This window comes from Blastococcus sp. DSM 46786, assembly GCF_900109665.1.
GTDB lineage: Bacteria > Actinomycetota > Actinomycetes > Mycobacteriales > Geodermatophilaceae > Blastococcus > Blastococcus carthaginiensis.
In genome coordinates this window covers 20,349-42,428 of record NZ_FOAO01000013.1, presented here as the reverse complement: position 1 = coordinate 42,428, position 22,080 = coordinate 20,349, and the positions used below count along the sequence as shown (strand labels likewise).

Here is a 22,080-nt window from a genome sequence, read left to right as displayed (position 1 = left end):
AGCGTTCCAGCCGGCTCGGCTCAGCCCTCCCGCGGCTGCCCCGATCCCTCGGATGTCCGCTCGTCCTCCGGCTTCGTCTCCCTGCGGCGGTAGCGGTGCACGGCGGCTGCGCCTCCGGCCGTCAGCGCGACGAGTCCCAGCACGGCCGCCACGAACGGCCACGACCCCGGGGAGGTCCCGTACGCGCCGAGAGCGACGTAGGCGACGGTGCCCGGGACGATGCCGAGCGCGGTGCCGATGACGTAGTCGCCGAGGCGGACGGCGGTCAGCCCGGCCGCGTAGTTGATCGCGGTGAAGGGCAGGACCGGCACCAGCCGCACGCCCAGGACGGCGAGGAGACCGTGCCGGCCGAGGAGCGCATCGACGTGAGCCACCCGGCTGCCGGTCATCCGTTCGACCGCCTCTCGACCGAGCGCACGCCCCAGCGCAAAAGCGCCCAGCGCACCGAGCAGCGCCGCCAGCAGGACGATGCCGATGCCCTCGACGAGGCCGAACAGCAGGCCGGCCGCCACGCTGAACACGTTCTTGGGCACCGGAGCGAGGGTGGCCACTGCGTAGAGCAGCCCGAACAGGGCCGGAGCGGCCGGCCCCACGGCGGCGACATCGGCGCGCAGCTGCTGCGCGTCCGGCACCCCGACCACGACCGTGACGACCGCGGCGAGCGCGATTAGGAGCACCAGCACGGTCAGCCGCACCCACGCCCACCGCCGGGCACGCCGCTGACGGGCCGACAAAACCTGCCGTCCGACTGCGACCGAGGAATCGGGGGGCCGGGCGGCTCCTCCAGGTTCGCCCGATGGCCGACGCATCAGCGCGCCGGCCGGACGACCCCGGCGGAACCGGACACCCGCGACCGCCGGGCGACGTCCGCCATCATCCACCGGGGCCCCGGTCGGTCACGATCGCCGGGCGAGTGCAGCGCCGGCGGCAGCGCCCAGCAGACCGAGACCGGCGGCGAGGGCACCGCGGTGCAGGCTCAGCGGCAGCTGAGCGCTGCGGGCGTGCGCCCGGTCGTCGAAGGGGCCGTGCGTCCCGTGGTCGCCGGGCACCGGGGAGAACAGGTAGTCGGGCGAGTCCGGATCGGCAGGCTCACCGGTCTGCTGCGAGGAGTAGCCGGTGCGGCCAAGGTAGTGGTCCAGCAACCCCCCGGCCAGGCGGCTGCCCAGGATCGTGGCGACGGTGGAGGCGCCCACCCAGACCTCGCGACGCCGGTGCTCGCTGGCCCAGACCACGGCGCGCGCGGCGACCTCGGGCTGGTAGATCGGCGGCACGGGCTGCGCTTCGTGCGGCATCCTGGACAGGCCCAGCCGGAACTGCGGGGTGTTCATCGCCGGCATGTGGACCGAGGTGACCTGCACCCGGCTGCCGTCGTGCAGCAGTTCGGCGCGCAGCGAGTCGTAGAGGCCGTTGAGCGCGTGCTTGGACGCGCAGTAGACGGACTGCAGGGGGATCCCGCGGAAGGCCAGCGACGAGCCGATCTGGATGAGGTGGCCGGCGTCGCGTTCGGTCATCCGGCGTAGGGCGGCGCGGGCGCCGTTGACCGAGCCCAGGAAGGTCACCTCCACGCCCCGTCGGTACTCCTCGGGAGCGACCTCCAGGAAGGGGGCGAACACGGCGGCCATCGCGTTGTTCACCCAGACGTCGATCGGGCCCAGCTCGCGCTCCACCCTCGCCGCGGCGGCCTCGACCTGGTCGTCATCGGCGACGTCGGCCTCCACGGCGAGCGGCTGCCCGCCACGGGCGCGGACCTCCTCCGCGGCCGCCTCCAGCCCTGCCCGGTTGCGAGCCAGCAGCGCCACGCGGTCACCGCGCTGGGCGAACGCGTGCGCGATGGCCCGCCCGAGCCCGGCGCTCGCGCCGGTCACCACGACCACTCTCGGATGGTCTCGTCCCGTCATGCTTCGTCTCCTTCGTTCGGACGGCGGGAGCCGTGCCCGGGGTGGGTCACTGCACGTCCTCGAGGTCCTCCCCGGACGTGCACTCGGTCAGTCGCCAGGCGGCGTTGACCAGGCCGACGTGGGAGAAGGCCTGCGGGTAGTTCCCGAGCTGTTCCCCGGTGGCCGGGTCGACCTCCTCGGCGAACAGACCCAGGTCGTTGCCGCAGCCGAGGAGGTGGGTGAACCATTCGTCGGCCTCGTCGACCTCCCCGGCCAGCGCCAGGCACTCGACCAACCAGAAGCTGCAGATGACGAACCCGGCGGTGTCGCCGGCCCAGCGGCGCACCAGCCGGCCGTCGCCCAGCCGGTCGCGGACCGCCTCGATGGTGGCCAGCATCCGGGGGTCGTCGGCCGGCAGGAACCCGACCAGCGGCATCAGCAGCACCGAAGCATCCAGGTCGTCCGAACCGAAGGCCCCGGCGTAGGCACCGGCCTGCTCGCTCCAGGCCTGCCCGAGCACGGCGTCGCGGATCTCCTCGCGGGCCCGCGCCCACTCCCGGGGCCGGGCACCGTCCCCGAGGTCGTCGGCGAGCGCGATCGCCCGGTCGAGCGCCACCCAGCACATCACCTTGCCCGACGTGTAGTGGCGGGGTTCGTCCCGGGCTTCCCACATCCCGGCACCCGGAAGTCGCCAGTCCCGGACGGCCTGATCGGCCAGGGTGAGCAGCAGATCCCGGATCGACTCCGACAGTGGCGCGAGCTGGTCGCGCAGCAGATGGGCGGCGAAGAGGATCTCGCCGAGGACGTCGAGCTGGCGTTGCTTCCATGCGTCGTTGCCGACCCGCACCGGGCGGCTGCCGCGATAGCCGGCAAGGTGGTCGAGGTCGTGTTCGGTGAGGTCACGCTCCCCCTCGACCCCGTACATGATCTGCAGCGGCGCCTCGCCGACGTGCCCCACCGCCGAGGCCAGCCAGTCGAAGAACCGGTCGGCTTCGTCCGGGCAGGCGGCCACCCACAGCGCTTGCAGGGTCAGGCTGATGTCGCGCAGCCACACGAACCGGTAGTCCCAGTTGAGCTCGCCGCCCAGTTGCTCCGGCAGCGACGTGGTCGCCGCGGCCGCCACCGCGCCGGTCTTCTGATAGGTCAGCCCCTGCAGGACCAGGGCGCTGCGGCGCACCGCCGCCAGGTGCCGCCCCTGGTAGCCCCGGTGCTCCGCGGCCCACGACTGCCAGCCGACGACCGTGTCCCGCAGCCCGCCCTCGGGCTCGATCGCCGGGCCGTCGTCGTCCTCGTACGGGGGTGTGCAGGCCAGGCAGAACCCAGCCCGCTCTCCCGGCCGGACGACGAAGGCGCCGGTGAGATCGCCCGCCTCCGCGGCCAGCTCGACGTCGCCGGTCAGCCGGAGGGCCACCGGCCCGACGTGCGCCGACCAGGCGTCGTCGTCACTGCGCCAGCGCGGGACGGTCAGCCCGTACTCGAAGCGTGGGGCGACCGTCGTCCGCAGGTCGACGCTGCCCTCCAGGCCCTCGACGACGCGCAGCAGAACGTGCGGCGAGCGCAGCCCGATGTCGTGGCCCCGGGCTCCCGGTTGCAGAGCGAGTGCGTCGGTGACGGCGACCGCGCCGGACCCGGTCCGGAACACCGTTCGCAGGACCAGTGAGTCCTCCACGTAGTCGCGTTCCGCGGAGAACTCGCCGTCCGGCGCCAGCTGCCAGTACCCGGCATCGGGATCGAGCAGCCGCCCGAACACAGACGGTGAGTCGAAGCGCGGCAGGCACCACCAGTCGACCGATCCGCCGGTGCTCACCAGCGCAGCGGACGAGCAGTCGGACAGGAAGCCGTAGTCCCCGATGGCAGGTGCGTGCCCGCCCGGTGTGGGTGCGGTCATGGAGCCTGCTTCTCCGTTCCTTCGTACCTGGTGCGCCGCCTCCGGAGCCGGCCCGGTGTCCCGGGTTCCCCGAAGAGCACCGACGGAACACTCAGGTCACGATGAGACCGTGCACCAGGCCGACGAGCGGCGTACAGGCCGCCACTCCCACGGGATGTCCTGACAGGGAAGTCGGGAACGCAGATGGTCAGTCGCGTGACAGTCCCCGGCTCGCGAAGAGACACCACGACACGCGCGCGCAAGTGGTCGGGTCGCTCACTCTGCGTGATCAGCGGCCCCGTCGTTCTTCACCGGACCGGACGCGGAGTCGAGCGCGCCATCCCTCGGCACGCCGCCGAGCCGAGATGACCACGCGCCGAACGGCACCGGGAGTCGAAGCCGCACGTTCCTGAGACGCTCGCCCATGTGGCAACGCCCGAGGCCGATGTGCAGGACGTGCGACGGCGATGCCGCCCGGCTGCTCGCCTCGGGCGGACGGAACGCCAGCAGTCCGGCAGCCGCAGGTCTCCTCGTTCCCGGAGCGTAGCCGGGGGCCGCGCCGCGGCGTAGCGTCCGCAACCTCAGGCGGATGCGCACCCGGCGGGCCTCGCCCGCCGTGCGGTGCCCATCCCGGTCACGGGGGGAGCCTGTCGTGGGCCTTGCACGCCGGAGCGCGCTGACGGCCGTGGGGGTCGTCGCGCTGCTCACCTCGTCCGCCGTCGTCACGCTGGCCGCCGGTTCGGCGGCCGACGACTGCCCGGACGTCGTGGTCGTGGGGGCACGCGGCTCCACGGATCCGGTCACGACGACCAACCGCGGCATGGGGACGAACGCCGACTACTTCGCCGACTCGCTCGAGCGCGAGCTGACGGCCCGGTACGGCGGCGCGCTGGTGGTGCAGAGCCTGGCCGTCGCGCACTCCCCCACCTCGATCGGCGTGCTGACGCCGTCGCGGAGCGAGCTCTCCGCGCTGGCCGATCCCGCCCGGCGGGACGCGGCGATGGAGCGCTACCGGACCGGGAACCTGGCGACCTACACCCGCAGCGTCGACCAGGGCGTGGTCTCCGCCGTCGAACAGATGTCCGCGCTGCACGCCCGCTGCGCCGGCGCGAGCTTCGTCCTGGCCGGCTACTCGCAGGGCGCCATGGTGCTGCACGGGGCGCTCGCCCGGCTGACGGACGACGGCCGCGCCGGCCTGCTCGCGCGCGTCGCCGCCACCGTGCTCGTGGCCGACGGCGACCGGGTGGCGCAGACCGCCGCCACCCGCCGCGGCACGGCGCCGGCGGCCGCCCAGGGGGTGCGCACCGCGCTGCTGCCGGGCGGGCGGGACGTGGCGGCGGCGCCACCGGTCCTCGACCTCTGCCTCGCCCGGGACCTCGCCTGCGACTTCGACCCCGTGCGCCTGCTCCAGCGCGGCGTCAGCCCGTCCCTGTCGGCGCTGAAGGAGGCGTCGCGGATCCACACCGGCACCGGCTACCGCTCCCTGCTCCTGCAGGCGGCGCGGGAGATCGCCGCCTCGCCGGCCCTCGCGCCCGCGCCGGCCACCACGGCACCGACCACGACCACCCCCGCGCCCACCACCACGACGGCACCCACCACGACGGCACCCACCACGACGGCATCCACCACGACCACCGCACCGACCACCACCGCACCGACCACCACGCCGCCGCCGGCCGGTACCGCGGCGCTGGCCGCCTACCGCGCCGCCCGCGCCGACAGCGCCGCCGGCCGCGGCCCGCTCGACGTCGTCGTCGTCGGCGACTCGGTCACCGAGGGCCGCGACGTGGGCAAGGGCAACCGGTGGGTGGACCAGCTGCTCCACCTGCTGCGCGACAGGTACCAGCCGGCCGGCGTCCCCGGTGGTGAGGGCTACGTCCCGGCGTACTACGCCGCCGGCGGCATGGCCGATCGCTTCACCTTCGGCGGGACGCCCACGCTGGGCTCCCAGTACGGCTTCGGCATGCGTGCCAACCACATGCCCTCCGGAGCCGGCAACTCCATGACCACCACCTTCACCGGCACGTCGTTCGAGCTGCACTACGCCGGCAGCCGAAACACCGGGACGATCACCGTCTCCGTCGACGGCGGGCCGGGCACCCCGGTGCTGACCACGGGCGGGGACTACACGCCGAGCGACGGCGGCAGCTGGACCTCGCCCCCGCTCCCCCGCGGGACGCACACGGTCACGCTCACCAACACCAGCGGCCGGACCGTCCTGGTCGAGGGCATCAGCGTGTACGACGGCGACGAGGCCGCCGGGGTCCGCCTGTGGGAGGCCGGCCACTCCGGCTGGCAGGCCGAGGACTACGCCCATCGCCCCACCGCGCCACAGCACGGCCAAGCCGTCGCCGCCGCCGCGCCCCACCTGGTCGTGGTGGCGCTCGGCTACAACGACGTCGTCGCCGGGTTCAGCGCCGCCCAGTTCCGCGAGTACCTGACCGCGACGATCGGGCACCTGCTCCGCCCGGACGCCGGCCCCGACCCGTCGGTGCTGGTCGTCGGCTACCCGCCGCGCACCGACGTGCCCGCGGCGGCGTGGGAGGCCTACCTCGAGACGATGGCCGGCGTCGCGGCCGAGCAGGGGTACGCCTTCGCCGACCTCTCCGCGATTTCGGACTTCGGCATGTCCGGTGACGGGGTCCACCCGACCGCCGTCGGCCACGCGCAGATCGCCGCGGCGCTCGACCGGTTCCTGGCCGCCGGCTGACGGCGCCGTCTCAGGTCCGCATCGAGCCGGCGTCCTCCGGCGGGCGGCCGGTGACCAGCCCCACGGCGGTCTCGGCCAGGCCGTAGACCGTCAGCGCCACCGCGATGAGCACGGCCGGCGGCACGACCACCGGCGCCGCGAGCACCGAGATGCCGAGCACGCCCGGCGCGCTGCGCCACCACCCCTCGCCCCGGACCGGGTCGCCGAGGGCGCCCCACCGCACGGCGCACCACATGAGCCAGCGGCGCAGCACCGGCACCCCGCTCTCCCGCAGCACCCGCCGGAAGATGCCGTCGGCCTCCCGGGCGTTCACCGCGCCGCTGGTGATGCCCGCGGTGACCAGCCAGTCGTGCAGGATCGCGGCGGCCGTGTACCGCCCGAAGCGCGGCACCAGCCACACCACCACGCGCGGCACCGTCGCGAAATCGGTGGGGAAGCCGGCCGGGACGACGAACCGGTCGCGCTTCCCCCGGTAGACCAGCGGCTCGACGACCGTCCAGCGGACGTCGTCCAGCCGCCGCACGACGACGTCGTCGGACTCGAACGGCACTGCTCCCCCTCCGTCGGCGCCCCGGCGTCCTCGTGGCCGGCCGGGTGACATCGCACCCACCGGCGCATCGAACCGGCCCCCGGTGGGCATGCTGGCGATCATGCGCCTGCCCGAACCACGGGGACCCCTCGGGGACGCCCTCGCCCGCGACCTCACCACGCGCTCCGACCTCTCGGTGGCGACGCGGGAGTGCGCCGAGCGACTGGACGCCGGTCCCGCCGGGGCGCTCGCCGACGACGACCTGCAGCTGAGCCTCGCCGTCTGCTACGAGCTCCACTACCGCGGCTTCGACGGCGTGCCGGAGGACTGGGAGTGGAACCCCGAGCTGCTCCGGCTGCGCGCCGGTCTGGAGCGGGCCCACCTCACCGCGCTGCGCGATCTCGTGGGCGAGGTCGCCGTCACCGGTGACCCGATCGACCAGCAGCTGACCGCCCTCATCGCCGCCGACGACGGCCCCTCGCTGTCGGCGTACATGGCCAAGCAGGGCACGCTCGAGCAGTGGCGGGAGTACCTCGTCCTCCGGTCGGTCTACCACCTCAAGGAGGCCGACCCGCACACGTTCGCCGTCCCCCGGCTCTCCGGGCGCGCGAAGGCGGCCATGGTGGAGATCCAGGCCGACGAGTACGGCGGCGGCTCGGCCGAGCGGATGCACAGCGAGCTGTTCGCCGGGCTCATGCGCGACCTGGGGCTGGACGCCGGCTACGGGGCCCTGTGGGACGACGCGCCCGCGGTGGCGTTCGCGTCGGTCAACACGATGTCGCTGTTCGGGCTGCACCGCCGCTGGCGGGGGGCCGCGCTGGGGCACCTGGCGACGGTGGAGATGACCTCCTCCGAGCCCAGCCGGCGGTACTCGGCCGGGCTGCGCCGGCTGGGCTTCGGCGAGCGGACCACCGTCTTCTACGACGAGCACGTGGAGGCCGACGCGGTGCACGAGCAGATCGCCTCGGTGGACATGTGCGGCTCGCTCGTCGCGGACGAGCCGGAACTGGTGCCCGACGTGCTCTTCGGGGCCGCCAGCTCGCTGGCCATGGACGGCCTGGCGGCCCACCGCCTGCTGGGCGCGTGGGCGGCCGGCGCCTCGGGGCTGCGCCGCCGGCCCGCCCTCGCGGCCTGAGCGCGCCGGCTACCCGGCCGGCACCGCCTCGTCGCGCTCCGCGGCGACGGTGCGGTTGCGGGTGATCAGCCAGCCGAACGACGCGGCCACGGGGAACATCAGCACGCCGTAGACCGCGGCGGGCACGGCCAGCTCGACGCTGTCGAGCACGCTGATGGCGACGGCGATCGCCAGCGTGCTGTTGTGGATGCCGATCTCGAAGGAGCAGGCGATCGCCTGCCGCTGCCCGATGCCGAGCAGCCGGGGCACCGTGTACCCGACCGCCAGGCTGGCGAGGCAGAAGGCGAGCGCCGGCAGGCCGACGTCGCGCAGGTAGCCCCCGACGTTCTCCCGCTCGGCCACCATGGTCCCGACGATCACCAGGGCGAGGACCACCGCCGACAGGATGCGCACCGGCTTGTCCGACCGGTCGGCGAATCCCGGCGCCGACCGGCGCACCAGCATGCCGAGCGCCACGGGGACGAGCACGATCGCGAACACCTGCAACGTCTTGCCGAACTGCAGCCCCAGGCTGCCGGCGTCCGCCGGGTCGAACCACCCGATCGCCAGGTTGGTGACCACCGGCAGCGTGACGACGGCGATGACGGAGTTCAGCGCGGTGAGGCTGATGTTGAGCGCCACGTCCCCCCGGTAGAGGTGGCTGAACAGGTTGGCGGTGGTGCCGCCGGGCGAGGCCGCCAGCAGCAGCATGCCGACCGCCAGCAGCCGCGGCAGGTCGAACAGCAGCACCAGCCCGAAGCAGATCACCGGCAGGACGAGCAGCTGCAGCGCCAGGGCGATCACGACCGCCTTGGGCTGCCGGGCGATGCGGGTGAAGTCGCCGGTGGTGAGCGAGAGGCCCAGCCCGAACATGACGACGGCCAGCGCCAGCGGCAGCGCGACGGCGGTGAGCGCGGAATCCATGGATCCTCCGATCGGGCACCGGCCGGGGAGCCCGCCGGGCAGGGCGTCCTGCGCATCCTGTGCGATGCGGGTCGCATCGGGCAACCGACCCGCCGGGGTCGTCCCCCACGGGGCGGGCCCGGCCCGCTCGAGGCCGCCGCTGAACCGCGATGCGGCGTCGGGTCAGCTCTCCCGGCGCCCGTCCCGCAGGATCTGCGCGGCCGGCCGGGGCCGGCTCGGTGCGCTCGGCGCCGAGAACCCGGACCGCTTGTGCGAGCCGTCGCAGAACGGCTTGATGCCCGACCTGCCGCACCGGCACAGCGCGATGGTGTCGCGCCCCGGGTCGATCTCGACCCCGTCCTGGTCCTGCAGGCGGAAGCTGCCGCGCACGATGAGCGGTCCGTCGCGGTAGGGCGTGATCGTGGCGCCGTCCGCCCGGCCCTCACCGGGGTCGGTCCCGGCGGCGGGCTCCTCGGACGGCTCGGGCACGGCCGACGGTGATGGCGACACGCCCCCCAGCATGCCCCGCCGCTCCCGCGGCGAACCCGGCGGTCGCCGGCAGGGGGTCAGCTGCCGCCCGGGAAGGTCAGCGTCGCCACCATGCGGTCCAGGACGTCGACGTTGCGCGGGTAGTCGAACCGCGGGAGCCCCACCGTGTCGAGGACGAGCGTCCGGGGCTCGCCGTCCTCGGCCGCGAGGTCGACGACGTAGCTGGTGATCGGGACCCCTCCGGGCCAGAGCCCCTCTCCCGCGGTCACCCGCTCGATGCGCACGGCGGGCCGGCCGTCGATCGTGGTCTCGCCCCGGCTCAGCACCTCACCGCTCCCCGTCGTGGCCACCCGGTCGAACGGGATGCCCTCCACCCGCACGCTCACCGGCGCCACCCGGGCGTCCGAGGCCGGCGGCACGGTGAACGAGTCGGGCGCGAAGCGGGTGCAGGCCGGCACCTCCGTCCCCGCGTTGACCGACCACGCCTCCGGATAGGAGACGGCGAAGCCCGCCGGGCTCTCGCAGCGCTCCGCGAGGGCCTCCGGTTCCACCGGCTCCTCGGCGAGGAGGTCGACCACGATGCGCTGCGGTTCATCGAGCGCGGCGACGGCGAACGGCCGCCGCGCGTCCAGCCCGGCGAAGAAGGTGTAGCGCCCCTCGAACAGGGTGTCCTCGACCAGGGCGTCCAGCACCGTGGCGTCGGCGACCGTCAGCCGCGAGGCCCCCTCCCACGCCGCCACGTCCTGCGGTGCGTCGCCCGGGAGCGCGATGTTGGTCAGCGTGATGCCCAGGACCGCGTCCCCGGGGACCTCGACCGGAGCTCCGGACCCCTGTGCCCGCGGATCCCCGGTGTAGGCCACCCGCCAGCCGGCCTCGCCCTCGCCGGCCAGCTCGAACACGACCCGGTCGAACTCCCCGTGGGCAGCCAGCCGCACGTCGGTCAGGGTCACCGGCGGCCCGTCGCCCGCCGCGACGGACTCGTCGGCGCTGCCCTCCCCGACGGGCTCCACCGCCTCCTCGACATCGGGCGCGGTCGTGGTCGCCGACGTCGTGGACCCGGCGCCGGCGGGTGGGGCCTCGTCGGTCCCGCACGCGGTGAGGAGCACGGCCGCGCAGAGCCCGATGGGGAGGAGGCGCATCGAAGATCCTGACTGTGTCTCTGGGACGTCGGGCCCCCGTCCCCATTGCCAGCACCGCCCGGGCCGAACCCTCCGGGCGGTGCGTTGCCACCCGATCGTCATGGGCTCCGGTGGCTCAGCCCGGGGCCGGCTGCCCGTAGAAGACCTGCTCGACGACCGTGCGCGCGTGCCGGGTGGTGCGCCGGTAGTCGTCGAGGAACCGGCCGGGTTCGTCGTCGGCGCCGTACCCGCAGGCGCGGGCGACCCCGCCCAGCTCCAGGCCCGGCCGGGGCAGCTGGTCGCTGGGGCGCCCGCGCACGAGGAAGATCGCGTTGCGCGACCGGGTGGCCAGCTCCCACGCCGCGGTGAGGGCCTCGGCCTGGTCCCCGTGCAGCAGGCCCTCCTCGGCGAGCGCGGCCAGCGCGTCCACGGTGGAGGGGACGCGCAGCGCCGGCACCCGCGCGGCGTGCTGCAGCTGGAGCAGCTGGGCGGTCCACTCGACGTCGGCCAGCCCGCCGCGGCCGAGCTTGGTGTGGGTGGCGGGGTCGGCCCCGCGCGGCAGCCGCTCGCGCTCCACCCGTGCCTTGATCCGGCGGATCTCGGCGACCTGCTCCGCGGAGAGCCCGTCGGCCGGGTAGCGGACCGGGTCGACGAGTGCCACGAACTCCGCGCCCAGCTGCTCGTCGCCGGCGACGGGGACGGCGCGCAGCAGCGCCTGCACCTCCCACACCGACACCCAGCGCTGGTAGTACTCCCGGAAGGCGGGGAGGCTGCGCACCAGGGCGCCCTGCCGGCCCTCGGGCCGCAGGTCGGCGTCGATCTCGAACGCCGGGTCGGGGGCCGGTTCCGCGAGCAGCCGCCGCAGGGTGTGGGCGACGGCGTTCGCCGCCGCCGAGGCCTTCGCCTCGTCCGAGCCCGGGCGGGGCCGGTGGACGAAGAGCACGTCGGCGTCGGAGCCGAACCCGAGTTCCCCGCCCCCGAGGCGCCCCATGCCGATGACGGCGAGGTCCATCGGCAGGTCGTCGACGTCGACGTGGGCCTCCTGCGCGTGCGCCCGCAGGGCGGCATCGAGCCCGGCTCGCAGCGTCGCGGCGGCGACGTCGGTGAGCGCCCGGCCCACCCGGTGCACGTCGAGCCGGCCGAGCAGGTCCGCGGCGGCGATGCGCAGCAGCTCCTGCCGGCGCAGGCCGCGGATGACCCGCACCCCGGCCTGCGGATCGGGCGCGCGGCCGGCCGCCTGCCGCCACGCCCTGGCCAGGGTGTCCGCCGACCGCGGCTCCAGCTCGGCGTCGTCGGCGAGCAGGCGCAGCGCCTCCGGCGTGCGGGTGAGCAGCGAGGCGACGTACTGGCTGGAGCCCAGCAGCTGCGCCAGCCGCTCGGCGACCTGCCCCTCGTCGCGGAGCAGGCGGAGGTACCACTGGTTCCCGCCGAGCGCCTCGCTCACCTGCCGGTAGGCCAGCAGCCCGGCATCGGGGTCGGGGCAGGAGGCGAAGGTCTGCAGCAGCACCGGCAGCAGGTACTTCTGCATCGACGCCGACCGGGAGACGCCGCCCGTGAGGGCCGCCAGGTGCCGCAGCGCCCCCTCCGGGTCGGCGAAGCCGAGGGCCCGCAGCCAGTCACCGGCCGCCTTCGAGCCCAGGTGCAGGTGCTCCCCGGGCACGCGGGCGACGGCGGAGAGCAGCGGCCGGTAGAACAGCTTCTCGTGCAGCCGCCGCACCTCGCGGGTGTGCAGCGCGAGCTCGGCCCGCAGCACGTCGACGGCGCCACCCCGGTGGTCGGGCTTGTACCCCAGGGAGCGGGCCAGCCAGCGCAGCTGCTGCTCGTCGGTGGGCAGCAGGTGGGTGCGCCGCAGCCGCAGCAGCTGGAGCCGGTGTTCGACGGTGCGCAGGAAGCGGTAGGAGGCGATCAGCGTGGCGGCGTCCTCCCGGCCGACGTAGCCCCCGGCCGACAGCGCCAGCAGCGCCGGCAGGGTGCCCCCGACCCGCAAGGTCGGATCGGCCCGGCCGTGCACCAGCTGCAGCAGCTGGACGGCGAACTCGACGTCGCGCAGCCCCCCGCGGCCGAGCTTCAGCTCGCGCTCGGCCTGGGCCGGCGGGATGTTGGCCTCCACCCGGCGGCGCATCGCCTGCACCTGGCCGACGAACCCGGGACGATCACCGGCCTTCCACACCAGTGGCCACAGCGCCTCGACGTAGCCGCGGCCCAGGTGCGGGTCGCCGGCGACCGGGCGCATCTTCAGCAGCGCCTGGAACTCCCAGGTGTCGGCCCACTGGTCGTAGTAGGCGGAGTGCCCCGCGATCGTGCGCACCAGCGCGCCGGCCTTGCCCTCGGGGCGCAGCGCCGCGTCCACCTCCCAGGCCGCCTCGTGGCAGATGCGCATGAGCGACGCGGCGACCCGGGTGGCGCCGGCCAGCGCCGGCGGCTCGGGGTCACCGGGGTCGACCGGCTCGGCCACGAAGACGACGTCGACGTCGCTGACGTAGTTCAGCTCCCGCCCGCCGGTCTTGCCCAGGGCGACGACCGACAGCCGGCAGGCGGCCGTGTCCTCCGGCTGCTCGGCGACGGCGAGCGCCAACCCGGCGGTGAGCACGGCGGCGGCGATGTCGGCGAGCTCCGCCGCGGCCTCCTCGGCCGGCACGCCGTCGGCCAGGTCGCGCCCGGCGAGGGACAGGATCGCCCGGCGGTAGGCGTGCCGGAGGGCGGCGATCCGCGAGGGCCCGGCGTCGGGCGCGGCGGAGCCCAGCCGGACCCCCCACGGCGGGTCGTCGGGGTCGGCGCCGACCGCCGCGAGCAGCTGCCGCTCCAGCGCGTGCGGGGTGGGCCGGCTCGGCCCGTTCGCGTCGTCGAGCACCTCCCAGTCCAGCGGGTAGGCGGCGAGGTGGTCGGCCAGCCCCGAGCTCGCGCCCAGGACGGCGAGCAGCCGGGCGCGCAGGGGACCGGAGCCGCGCAGCCGGGCCAGCAGCGTGGCGGCCGCGCCACCGGTGTCGTCCTCGGCGTCCAGCGCCTCGACCAGCCGGTGCAGCGAGCGGACGGCGAGATCGGGATCCCCCGCCCGCGCCAGGGCGGCGACCACCGGCCCCGCCTCGGGGTCGGCCGGTTCGTTGCGGTCGAGGTCCCAGAGCCCCAGCGACGGGTCCGACAGCAGCCGGGCCGCGCGCTCGCCGTCCTCGAAGCCGAATCGGACGAGGCGGACCACCGCCCGCCGCGGGACCTCCGCCTGCGGCAGGCTCACGCGCGCACCTGCGCCCGCGACCGGACCAGGTCGGCGAACCGCCCGGCGAACGGGCGCCACACCTCGGCGAGGTCGTCGTGCGCCGCATCGGCCCGGGCGCACAGCATCTCGACGTCCAGCGGGCTCGCCGCCACGCCGACGGGGTCGCTCGCGGCCCAGGCCCGCACCATCTCCGCCGTCGTCTCGATGTGGAACTGCAGCCCGTAGACGGCGGTGCCCACCCGGTAGGCCTGGTGCGGGTAGTGCGGGTTGCCGGCCAGCAGGGTGGCCCCGGCCGGCAGCTCGGAGATCTCGTCGTGGTGCCACTGGATCACGTCGGGGGACAGCGGCAGCGGCCGGAACACGGGGTCGGCGTCGGCGGCGTCCCGCTTGGCGACCAGCGTCGCGCCGACCTCGGGCCCCTCCGCGCCGACCCGCGTGCGGCCCCCGCCGACCTGGGCCAGCAGCTGGGCCCCCAGGCAGACGGCGAGCGTCGGCAGGTCCGCGGCGAGCGCCTGCCGGAGCAGCTCCCGCACGCCGACGAGCTCGGGGCTGGTCGCCTCGTCGTCCATCGACGACTGCGGCCCCCCCAGCACGAGCAGCCCGCCGTACCCCTCCAGGGTGGCGGGCAGCTCGGCGCCGAGGCCCAGCCGGCGCTCGTCGAGCTCCAGGCCCGCCGCGCGCAGCCACTCCCCCAGCCGGGCCGGCGGATCGGTCTCGCTGGGGACGACGACGAGCAGGCGGGTCACGTAGGTGAGCTTATGGAACGGCCCCCTCGCAGGGACCCGCGCCGAGCCTGCGAGGCGTGGGGGGCGACGAGGTCCTTTCAGAGCCCGGGCAGGTAGCGGCGCAGCTCGAACGGCGTGACGTTCTGCCGGTAGGAGTTGAACTCCTCCCACTTGTTGCGGAGGAAGAACTCGAAGACGTGCTCCCCGAGCGTCTCGGCGACCAGTTCGCTGCCCTGCATCGCGGTGAGCGCCTCGCCGAGGCTGACCGGCAGGTCCTCGTACCCGGCCGCGCGCCGCTCGGTGTCGGTGAGCGACCAGACGTCGTCCTCGGCCTCCGGCGGCAGCTCGTAGCCCTTCTCGATGCCGCGCAGCCCGGCGGCCAGCAGCACCGCGAAGGTGAGGTAGGGGTTGCAGGCGGAGTCCGGCGAGCGCACCTCGACCCGGGCCGACTGCGCCTTGCTGGGCTTGTAGCTCGGCAGGCGGACCAGCGCCGAGCGGTTGGCCCGGCCCCAGGTGGCCGCCGTCGGGGCCTCGGTGCCGGCCAGCAGCCGCCGGTAGGAGTTCACCGTCTGGTTGGTGACGGCGGTGACCTCGCGGGCGTGGGTCAGCAGGCCGGCGATGAACTGCTTGCCGGTCGTCGACAGCCGCATCGGGTCGGCCGGGTCGTGGAAGGCGTTGCGGTCGCCCTCGAACAGCGACAGGTGGGTGTGCATCGCCGAGCCGGCGAGCTCGGTGAACGGCTTGGGCATGAACGTCGCGTGCACGCCCTGGGCCAGCGCCACCTCCCGGACGACGTGCCGCAGCGTCATGATGTTGTCGGCCATGGAGAGAGCGTCGGCGTAGCGCAGGTCGATCTCCTGCTGCCCCGGGGCGACCTCGTGGTGGCTGAACTCCACCGAGATGCCCATCGCCTCCAGCGCGAAGACCGCCTCGCGCCGGAAGTCGTGCGCCACGTTGTGCGTGGAGAGGTCGAAGTAGCCGCCGGTGTCGGCCGGCTGCGGCGGAGTCCCGTCGGTGGGCAGGTCCTTGAGCAGGAAGAACTCGATCTCGGGGTGCGTGTAGAAGGTGAACCCCATGTCGCCGGCCTTGGCCAGCGCCCGGCGCAGCACGTGGCGCGGGTCGGCCCACGACGGCGAGCCGTCGGGCAGCGTGATGTCGCAGAACATCCGCGCGGTGTCGCTGGCCCGCCCCTCGCGCGCCGGCATGACCTGGAAGGTGCCCGGGTCGGGCTTGGCCAGCATGTCCGACTCGTAGACCCGGGCGAAGCCCTCGATCGCCGATCCGTCGAAACCGATGCCTTCGGCGAACGCCGCCTCGATCTCCGCCGGGGCCACCGCGACGGCCTTGAGGTAGCCGGAGACGTCGGTGAACCACAGCCGCACGAAGCGGATGTCGCGCTCTTCCAGGGTCCGCAGGACGAACTCCTGCTGTCGGTCCATGCCGGCCATGATCCAGTCCGCTCGTTTCGGGGGTGTGACGTCGACGCAAGCCTGCCCCGTCCGGGCGATCCGCACACCGTCCCGCGCACCCCATGACGACGTGTCGCGGTGGACCGCGACCGGTCAGCCGGGCGAGTGCCACTCCGGCGGGCTCAGCACGGCGGCCATCCGGCCGAGCTCGGCCCGGTGCAGCGAGGCGAGCCGGCCCAGGACCTCCTCCCCCGCGGCGGTGAGGACCACCCGCACCGCACGGGCGTCGTCCGGGTGCGGCGCTCGCTCCACCAGGTCCTGCTTCTGCGCGCGGTCGACGAGCTCCACCACGCTGTGGTGGCGCAGCTGCAGCCGGTCGGCCAGCTCCCGGACCGTGGCCCACTCCCGCTCCGGGAAGCCCTTGAGCGCCAGGAGCAGCTGGTACTGCTGGGGGGTGAGCCCGTGGCGGCGCACGATCTCCTCGCTGAAGCGCAGGTAGCGCCGGATGCCGAACCGGAAGCGGGCCAACGCCTCGAAGTCCTGCTTGTCCAGCGGCGCTGCGGCCTGGTCGTCGGGCGGTGCCACCGCCACATCCCACCACGGCGCGCGGAGTTCCCGTCCGCGATGTATCGCACTACGATACGGCGACGGACCGTCCCGAGGAGGGGCTCGTGCTCAGCGACGCCGAACACCGCACCATCGAGGCCCTCGAGGCCGGCCTGCTCGCCGACCGGCACTTCTCCCGCGCGGTCGACCTCGTCGCGCGGCGCCTGCGGCCCCGGGCCGCACCCGTGGTGCTCGGTGTGGGCGCCGCGATCCCCACCGGTGCGCTGGTCTGGGCGGTCGCCGAAGCGCAGCGGCGGCGGTGCCCGCTGCAGGTCGTGCACGCGGTCCGCCCTTCCCTCACCGGGGCGGCGGTCCTGGACGGGGCGGTCGCCCTGGCCGAGACGCTGGCACCGGATGTCGACGTGAGCGCCCACCCGGTGCCCGGCCCGGTGGACCAGGTCCTCCTGCAGGCCGGCCGCACCGCCCGCCTCCTCGTCCTCGGCACGCGGGAGCACGCGCCGCGACCAGGGCTCGGGCAGGCGCTCTGGCGCAGGCCGCTGGCCTGGCGGGTGGCAGCGGCCGCGCACTGCCCGGTCGCCGTCGTCCGGACGTGGCCCGGTGGCGGGGCCGCGGACGCGGGCTGCGGCATCGTGGTCGGCGTCGACGGCGGGCCGGGTTCGGAGGCCGCCCTCCTCTTCGCCCTGCGGTGTGCGCAGGAGCGCCGGACGAGCCTCACCGCGGTCCACGCCTGGACCGCCGACTGCCCGGCCGACCTCGAGGGGATGGCCGCCCCGGTCGCCACCTCCGAGGCCCACGCCCACCGGCGCGCGGCGGTCGCGGTGGAACGCTGGCGCGCCCTCTGCCCCGACGTGCCGATCGTGGTCGACACCGTGCGGGGGGACCCGGCCGCCGCGCTGGTGGAGAGCGCGGCGGGGGCGGCGCTGGTGGTGGTCGGGACCCGCCGTCGCGGACCGACCCGCGCCGCGGCCCTCGGATCGGTGAGCCGGGACCTGATCCAGCGGGGAACCGCACCGGTCGCCGTCGTCCCACCGGCCCCGGTCGCGGGCCGCACCCACCTCGCCGCCCGGAGGTAGCTCCACCCCCACCTGGCCGTCGCAGCCGGCGGACGACGAGACTGGCGGCGTGAGCGATCAGCAGCCGGTGCAGATGCGGGTGTCCCTGGCCCAGGTCGACACGCGCGTCGGCGACCTCGCGGGCAACAGCGACCTCGTCGTCCACCGGGCGGCGGAGGCGGCCGCGGCGGGGGCCCACCTCGTCGTCTTCCCCGAGATGACGCTGACCGGCTACCCGCCGGAGGACCTGGTGCTCCGGGAGTCCTTCGCCCGCGCCAGCGAGCAGGCGCTGGTCGGCCTCGCCGCGCGGCTGGCCGCGGAGGGGCTGGGCGGGCTGGCCGTCGTCGTCGGGTACCTGGCGCACACCGAGGGCAGCGGGCCTGCCCCGGTCGACGAGCCGCCCACGGACGACGACCGGCCCAGCGACGCCAACCCCCGTCGGGGCGCCCCGCGCAACGCCGCGGCCCTGCTGCACGGTGGCGACGTCGTCGTCCGCTACTACAAGCGGCACCTGCCCAATTACGGCGTCTTCGACGAGGCGCGCTACTTCGTGCCCGGCACCGAGCTGCCCGTGGTCCGCCTGCACGGGGTCGACGTCGCGCTGACCATCTGCGAGGACCTCTGGGTCGAGGGCGGGCCGTGCGGCGTCGCCGGCCAGGCCGGGATCGACCTCGTCGTCTCCCCCAACGCCTCCCCGTACGAGCGCGCCAAGGACGACCTGCGGCTGCCGCTGGTGCAGCGCCGCGCCGCCGAGGCGGGGGCGGCGATCCTCTACTGCAACCAGGTCGGCGGCCAGGACGAGCTGGTGTTCGACGGCGACTCGATGGTCGTCGCCCCCACCGGCGAGCTGCTGGCCCGGGCGCCGCAGTTCGTGGAGCACCTGCTCACCGTCGACCTGGCGATCGACCGGGACCGGGTCCCCCAGCGGCGCGCGGGCCGGATCGGGTCGATGACCGTCACCCGGCACGTGCTGGGCGAGGAGCCGGTGCCGGCCTACGAGCCGCGGCCGGCCACGGTCGCCGAGCCGCTCGGCGAGTGCGAGGAGGTCTGGCGGGCGCTGGTGCTGGGGCTGCGCGACTTCATCGACAAGAACGGCATGCCCTCGGTGGTGCTGGGCCTGTCCGGCGGCATCGACTCGGCGGTCTGCGCCGCCCTCGCCGTCGACGCCCTGGGGGCCGACCGGGTGCACGGCGTCGGGCTGCCGTCGAAGTGGTCCAGCGAGCACTCGCTCGCCGACGCCGAGGACCTCGCGCGCCGCACCGGACTGCAGTACTCGGCCGTGCCGATCGCGCCGATGGTCGACGCGTTCGAGGCCTCGGTGGAGCTCTCCGGCGTCGCCGCGGAGAACCTGCAGGCGCGGGTGCGCGGCACCCTGCTCATGGCGCTGTCCAACCAGCACGGGCACCTGCTGCTGACGACGGGCAACAAGAGCGAGGTCGCCGTCGGCTACTCCACCCTCTACGGCGACTCGGCCGGCGGCTTCGCCCCGATCAAGGACGTGCCCAAGACCCTGGTGTGGGAGCTGGCCCGCTGGCGCAACGCGCACGCCGCCGAGCGCGGGGAGACCGAGCCGGTCCCGCGGAACTCCATCGACAAGCCGCCGTCGGCCGAGCTGGCGCCGGGCCAGGTGGACAGCGACTCGCTGCCGTCCTACGAGGAGCTGGACGCGGTGATCGCCGACTACGTCGACCGCGACCTCGGCCTGGCGCAGCTGCTCGAGCGGGGGCACGACCCCGATGTGGTGGCCCGCGTCCTCCGGTTGGTGGACGCCGCCGAGTTCAAGCGCCGCCAGTCGGCCCCGGGTACCAAGATCAGCCTCAAGGCGTTCGGCCGCGACCGGCGGCTGCCCATCACCAACCGGTGGCGCGAGACCCTGCCCACCGTCGTCGAGGGAGCCCAGGCATGACGGAGTCACCGCTGTACGGAGGTACCTCCACCGCGCGGGTGCGCGTCCACCACCTGCAGCAGGCCAAGGAGCGCGGCGAGAAGTGGGCGATGCTCACCGCCTACGACACCTACAGCGCGGCCGTGTTCGAGGAGGCCGGCATCCCGGTGATGCTGGTGGGCGACTCCTCCGGCAACGTGGTCCTCGGCCACACCAGCACCGTGCCGGTGACCGTCGACGACATCCTGCTGATGACCAAGGCGGTCACCCGCTCCACCACCCGGGCGCTGATCGTCGCCGACCTGCCCTTCGGTAGCTACGAGTCCGGCCCGCAGCAGGCCTTCGAGACCGCCGTCCGCATGATGAAGGAGGGCGGGGCCCAGGCGGTCAAGCTCGAGGGCGGGCTGCGGGTGGCGCCGCAGATCAGGCTGCTGCACGACGCCGGCATCCCGGTGATGGCGCACATCGGCTTCACGCCGCAGAGCGAGCACGCGCTCGGCGGGTACCGGGTGCAGGGCCGCGGCGCGGGGGCCGAGCAGCTGCTGACCGACGCGCACGCCGTCCAGGAGGCCGGCGCGTTCGCCGTCGTCCTGGAGATGGTGCCGGCCACGATCGCCGCGCAGGTGACGAAGGAGCTCGCCATCCCGACCATCGGCATCGGGGCCGGGGTCGACTGCGACGCCCAGGTGCTGGTGTGGCCGGACATGGCCGGGCTCAACGGCGGCCGGGTGCCGAAGTTCGTGAAGAAGTACGCCGACCTGCGCGGCGAGCTGCTGCGGGCGGCGCAGGAGTTCGCCGACGACGTCAGGGGCGGGACCTTCCCGGGGCCGGAGCACTCGTTCGACTGAGGGCGTAGCGGAGGGTCAGCACGGCGTAGCCGAGGGCGTTGAGGCCGGACGCGGTCGCGTAGATGCCGAGCTGGGTGCCGGTCGCGTCGACGTCCAGCCCCAGCGGCTCGAACAGGTAGTGGCCCAGGAAGCCGCCCTCGTAGCCGGGGACGCCGGCGCGCTCCCGCAGCCAGAGCTCGAGGTCGGTGAGCGGGCAGTCGGCGCCGGCCAGGTTGACGCCCAGGATTCCCAGGGCGACGGGGGCGTGCAGCAGCACCAGCCGGGGCCACCGGAGGGCGAGCAGGGCGCCGACCAGCATGAACAGGACGGCGGCGGCGTGCACGAGCGCCACCGCCTGCGCGAGCAGCACTCCCCCACTGTGCCACCCGGTCCCGGCTTGAGCGGTGCACCCGGCCCGCCTAGGGTCCCGGCGGTGATCATCTCGGCCGGCACCGTCGAGCTGCGCCCGTCGCTGCGCACGATGGGGCGGGCGGTGGTCGCGCCCACCCAACTCCTGCTCCTGGCGCTGCTGGCTGTCAACGGAGCCTTGCTGGCGGCCGACGACGATGCGGTCGTGCTCTGGGTGCCGGCCGCCGCGCTCGGGCTCGCGGTCCTGGTGGTCGCGGTCTGGCGGCTCGTGGGCCGGTTCCAGGTCACCGGCCAGGAGCTGCGCTGCCGGAACCTCCTCCGCACCCGGGCCGTGCCGCGGTCGCGGGTCGCCGAGGCGGTGCTGCTCCCCGCGTTCCGAGATGGTGCCGGCGCACGCCCGTCCGGCTTGCTGGTCGTCCTGGACGACGCCCGGCGCCCGCTGCTGCGGCTGGACGGGCTGTGGTGGGGCCGGGACCGGCTGGCCGCCATCGCCGAGGCCGTCGGCGCCCCGGTGCGGCTCGTCCCCGAGGAGCTCACCCCCGCGGACCTGGCCTGGCGCAACGTCTACGAGCTCCCGTGGCGGCACCGCCACCCGTACCTGGTGCAGGTCCTGACGACGATCGCGATCCTCGTCGGCGCCTTCGCCGCCGCCCGGCTGGGCGGAAACTGAGCGTCGGTCAGCCGGCGAGTTGGGCCAGCAGCACCCCGGGCGCCTCGGCGAGCGAGGGGCCGTACCAGGTGAGGTGCCGCCCGCTCACGAACGCCGGCCGCGCCTGGGGCCACGCCTCCGGACCGTCGTCCGGCGTGAACGCGTAGGGCTCGTCGGGGAGGACGACGAGCTCCGCCGGCACCGTCGCGGGCTCGTCCCGGCCCAGCTTCGGGTACCGGTCGGCGTGGCGCGCGAAGACGTTGCGGACGCCGAGCCGGGCCAGCACGTCGCCGGCGAAGGTGTCGCGGCCCAGCACCATCCAGGGGCGGCGCCAGATCGGGACGACCGCGGCGACGTCCGGCAACCGCGCCGGCGACGCCCAGGCCGCCCGGGCGTCGGCCAGCCAGGCCGGGTCCGCGTGGCCGAGCACGGCGCAGAGCCGAGCGAGCGAGTCCAGCGCCTGCTCGACGGTGGCCGGGGCGGTCACCCACACCGGCACGCCGGCGGCGCGCAGCGCGGCGACGTCCTCGTCCCGGTTCTCCTCGGCGTTGGCGACCACCAGGTCCGGGGCGAGGTCGAGCACCCGCCCGACGTCGGGCCACTTGGTGCCGCCCACCCGCGGGAGGTCGAGCCCCGCCGGGTGGGTGCACCAGTCGGTCGCCCCGGCCAGCAACCCGGCGTCGGTCGCGGCGATCGCCTCGGTGAGCGAGGGCACCAGCGAGACGACCCGCCGCGGCGGCGGCCCCGCGTAGGGCCGCCGCTGGTCGTCGCGCGGC

General features: G+C 75.1%; 19 protein-coding genes. 6 read left to right on the top strand and 13 right to left on the bottom strand.

Annotated elements, in window-relative coordinates:
* Positions 1–20: 20 nt before the first annotated feature.
* From BMW62_RS13085 to BMW62_RS13075, 3 genes are all read right to left on the bottom strand, one after another.
* The gene (locus BMW62_RS13085) at positions 21–695 is read right to left on the bottom strand and encodes a TVP38/TMEM64 family protein (RefSeq protein WP_170852365.1); all 675 of its coding nucleotides are present in this window, start codon (positions 693–695) and stop codon (positions 21–23) included.
* Positions 696–896: 201 nt separating this feature from the next.
* Positions 897–1,898 carry an SDR family oxidoreductase gene (locus tag BMW62_RS13080; RefSeq protein ID WP_091931297.1) on the bottom strand — a complete coding sequence of 334 codons (1,002 nt, stop codon included), beginning with the start codon at positions 1,896–1,898 and terminating at the stop codon, positions 897–899.
* 46 nt (positions 1,899–1,944) lie between these two features.
* Positions 1,945–3,765: a glycoside hydrolase family 15 protein gene (locus tag BMW62_RS13075; protein ID WP_091931296.1), complete on the bottom strand. Its 1,821-nt coding sequence runs from the start codon at positions 3,763–3,765 to the stop codon at positions 1,945–1,947.
* A 631-nt stretch (positions 3,766–4,396) separates the two neighbouring features.
* On the opposite strand from BMW62_RS13075, the gene BMW62_RS13070 reads away from it, so the two are divergent.
* A complete protein-coding gene (locus BMW62_RS13070) occupies positions 4,397–6,454 on the top strand; it encodes a GDSL-type esterase/lipase family protein (RefSeq protein ID WP_170852364.1) in 2,058 nt (685 codons plus the stop codon).
* 10 nt (positions 6,455–6,464) lie between these two features.
* On the opposite strand, the gene BMW62_RS13065 is transcribed toward BMW62_RS13070, so the two are convergent.
* On the bottom strand, positions 6,465–7,004 hold the full coding sequence (locus BMW62_RS13065; protein ID WP_091931294.1) for a DUF1353 domain-containing protein: 540 nt from the start codon (positions 7,002–7,004) through the stop codon (positions 6,465–6,467).
* 100 nt (positions 7,005–7,104) lie between these two features.
* Here BMW62_RS13065 and BMW62_RS13060 point away from each other — a divergent pair, with 100 nt between their 5' ends.
* On the top strand, positions 7,105–8,118 hold the full coding sequence (locus tag BMW62_RS13060) for an iron-containing redox enzyme family protein (RefSeq protein WP_170852363.1): 1,014 nt from the start codon (positions 7,105–7,107) through the stop codon (positions 8,116–8,118).
* A gap of 9 nt (positions 8,119–8,127) precedes the next feature.
* On the opposite strand, the gene BMW62_RS13055 is transcribed toward BMW62_RS13060, so the two are convergent.
* The 7 genes from BMW62_RS13055 to BMW62_RS13025 all read right to left on the bottom strand — a co-directional run bounded on the left by BMW62_RS13055 (position 8,128) and on the right by BMW62_RS13025 (position 16,540).
* Complete coding sequence (locus tag BMW62_RS13055; protein WP_091931293.1) at positions 8,128–9,021, bottom strand: bile acid:sodium symporter family protein; 894 nt, start codon at positions 9,019–9,021, stop codon at positions 8,128–8,130.
* Positions 9,022–9,183: 162 nt separating this feature from the next.
* Positions 9,184–9,489, bottom strand: coding sequence for a CDGSH iron-sulfur domain-containing protein (locus BMW62_RS13050; RefSeq protein ID WP_244524017.1), 306 nt, complete (start codon positions 9,487–9,489; stop codon positions 9,184–9,186).
* A gap of 77 nt (positions 9,490–9,566) precedes the next feature.
* Entirely contained in the window at positions 9,567–10,628 is a 1,062-nt protein-coding gene (locus BMW62_RS13045) for an AMIN-like domain-containing (lipo)protein (protein ID WP_091931292.1), read from the bottom strand.
* Between the two features lie 115 nt (positions 10,629–10,743).
* Complete coding sequence (locus BMW62_RS13040; RefSeq protein WP_091931291.1) at positions 10,744–13,839, bottom strand: bifunctional [glutamine synthetase] adenylyltransferase/[glutamine synthetase]-adenylyl-L-tyrosine phosphorylase; 3,096 nt, start codon at positions 13,837–13,839, stop codon at positions 10,744–10,746.
* Positions 13,836–14,567 (bottom strand): type 1 glutamine amidotransferase, encoded by a 732-nt coding sequence (locus BMW62_RS13035; protein ID WP_091931290.1) that lies wholly within the window; start codon positions 14,565–14,567, stop codon positions 13,836–13,838. The genes BMW62_RS13040 and BMW62_RS13035 overlap by 4 nt, the downstream gene beginning before the upstream one ends.
* 77 nt (positions 14,568–14,644) lie before the next feature.
* On the bottom strand, positions 14,645–15,985 hold the full coding sequence (locus BMW62_RS13030) for a glutamine synthetase family protein (RefSeq protein ID WP_091931390.1): 1,341 nt from the start codon (positions 15,983–15,985) through the stop codon (positions 14,645–14,647).
* Positions 15,986–16,108: 123 nt separating this feature from the next.
* On the bottom strand, positions 16,109–16,540 hold the full coding sequence (locus BMW62_RS13025) for a MarR family winged helix-turn-helix transcriptional regulator (protein ID WP_091931389.1): 432 nt from the start codon (positions 16,538–16,540) through the stop codon (positions 16,109–16,111).
* A gap of 86 nt (positions 16,541–16,626) precedes the next feature.
* On the opposite strand from BMW62_RS13025, the gene BMW62_RS13020 reads away from it, so the two are divergent.
* Genes BMW62_RS13020 through panB form a run of 3 tightly spaced genes read left to right on the top strand, consistent with a single transcriptional unit; the run spans position 16,627 to position 20,307 of the window.
* Positions 16,627–17,595 (top strand): universal stress protein, encoded by a 969-nt coding sequence (locus tag BMW62_RS13020; protein ID WP_091931289.1) that lies wholly within the window; start codon positions 16,627–16,629, stop codon positions 17,593–17,595.
* A 49-nt stretch (positions 17,596–17,644) separates the two neighbouring features.
* Positions 17,645–19,480, top strand: coding sequence for an NAD+ synthase (locus BMW62_RS13015; RefSeq protein ID WP_244524016.1), 1,836 nt, complete (start codon positions 17,645–17,647; stop codon positions 19,478–19,480).
* On the top strand, positions 19,477–20,307 hold the full coding sequence (gene panB / locus BMW62_RS13010; protein WP_091931288.1) for a 3-methyl-2-oxobutanoate hydroxymethyltransferase: 831 nt from the start codon (positions 19,477–19,479) through the stop codon (positions 20,305–20,307). Before BMW62_RS13015 ends, panB begins: the two co-directional genes overlap by 4 nt.
* Here the strand turns inward: panB and BMW62_RS13005 are convergent.
* Complete coding sequence (locus tag BMW62_RS13005; RefSeq protein ID WP_091931287.1) at positions 20,264–20,656, bottom strand: DUF2784 domain-containing protein; 393 nt, start codon at positions 20,654–20,656, stop codon at positions 20,264–20,266. The genes panB and BMW62_RS13005 overlap by 44 nt on opposite strands.
* Positions 20,657–20,719: 63 nt before the next feature.
* Between BMW62_RS13005 and BMW62_RS13000 the strand changes: the two genes are divergently transcribed.
* A complete protein-coding gene (locus BMW62_RS13000; protein WP_091931286.1) occupies positions 20,720–21,325 on the top strand; it encodes a hypothetical protein in 606 nt (201 codons plus the stop codon).
* A 7-nt stretch (positions 21,326–21,332) separates the two neighbouring features.
* Here the strand turns inward: BMW62_RS13000 and BMW62_RS12995 are convergent, their stop codons facing one another.
* Positions 21,333–22,022 carry a helical backbone metal receptor gene (locus BMW62_RS12995; RefSeq protein WP_091931285.1) on the bottom strand — a complete coding sequence of 230 codons (690 nt, stop codon included), beginning with the start codon at positions 22,020–22,022 and terminating at the stop codon, positions 21,333–21,335.
* Positions 22,023–22,080: the final 58 nt, after the last annotated feature.

Bases quoted from the DNA above. Each gene is read 5' to 3' on its own strand.
- BMW62_RS13080 (WP_091931297.1), bottom strand. From the start codon at position 1,898: ATGACGGGACGAGACCATCCGAGAGTGGTCGTGGTGACCGGCGCGAGC.
- BMW62_RS13075 (WP_091931296.1), bottom strand. From the start codon at position 3,765: ATGACCGCACCCACACCGGGCGGGCACGCACCTGCCATCGGGGACTAC.
- BMW62_RS13060 (WP_170852363.1), top strand. From the start codon at position 7,105: ATGCGCCTGCCCGAACCACGGGGACCCCTCGGGGACGCCCTCGCCCGC.
- BMW62_RS13055 (WP_091931293.1), bottom strand. From the start codon at position 9,021: ATGGATTCCGCGCTCACCGCCGTCGCGCTGCCGCTGGCGCTGGCCGTC.
- BMW62_RS13045 (WP_091931292.1), bottom strand. From the start codon at position 10,628: ATGCGCCTCCTCCCCATCGGGCTCTGCGCGGCCGTGCTCCTCACCGCG.
- BMW62_RS13030 (WP_091931390.1), bottom strand. From the start codon at position 15,985: ATGGACCGACAGCAGGAGTTCGTCCTGCGGACCCTGGAAGAGCGCGAC.
- panB (WP_091931288.1), top strand. From the start codon at position 19,477: ATGACGGAGTCACCGCTGTACGGAGGTACCTCCACCGCGCGGGTGCGC.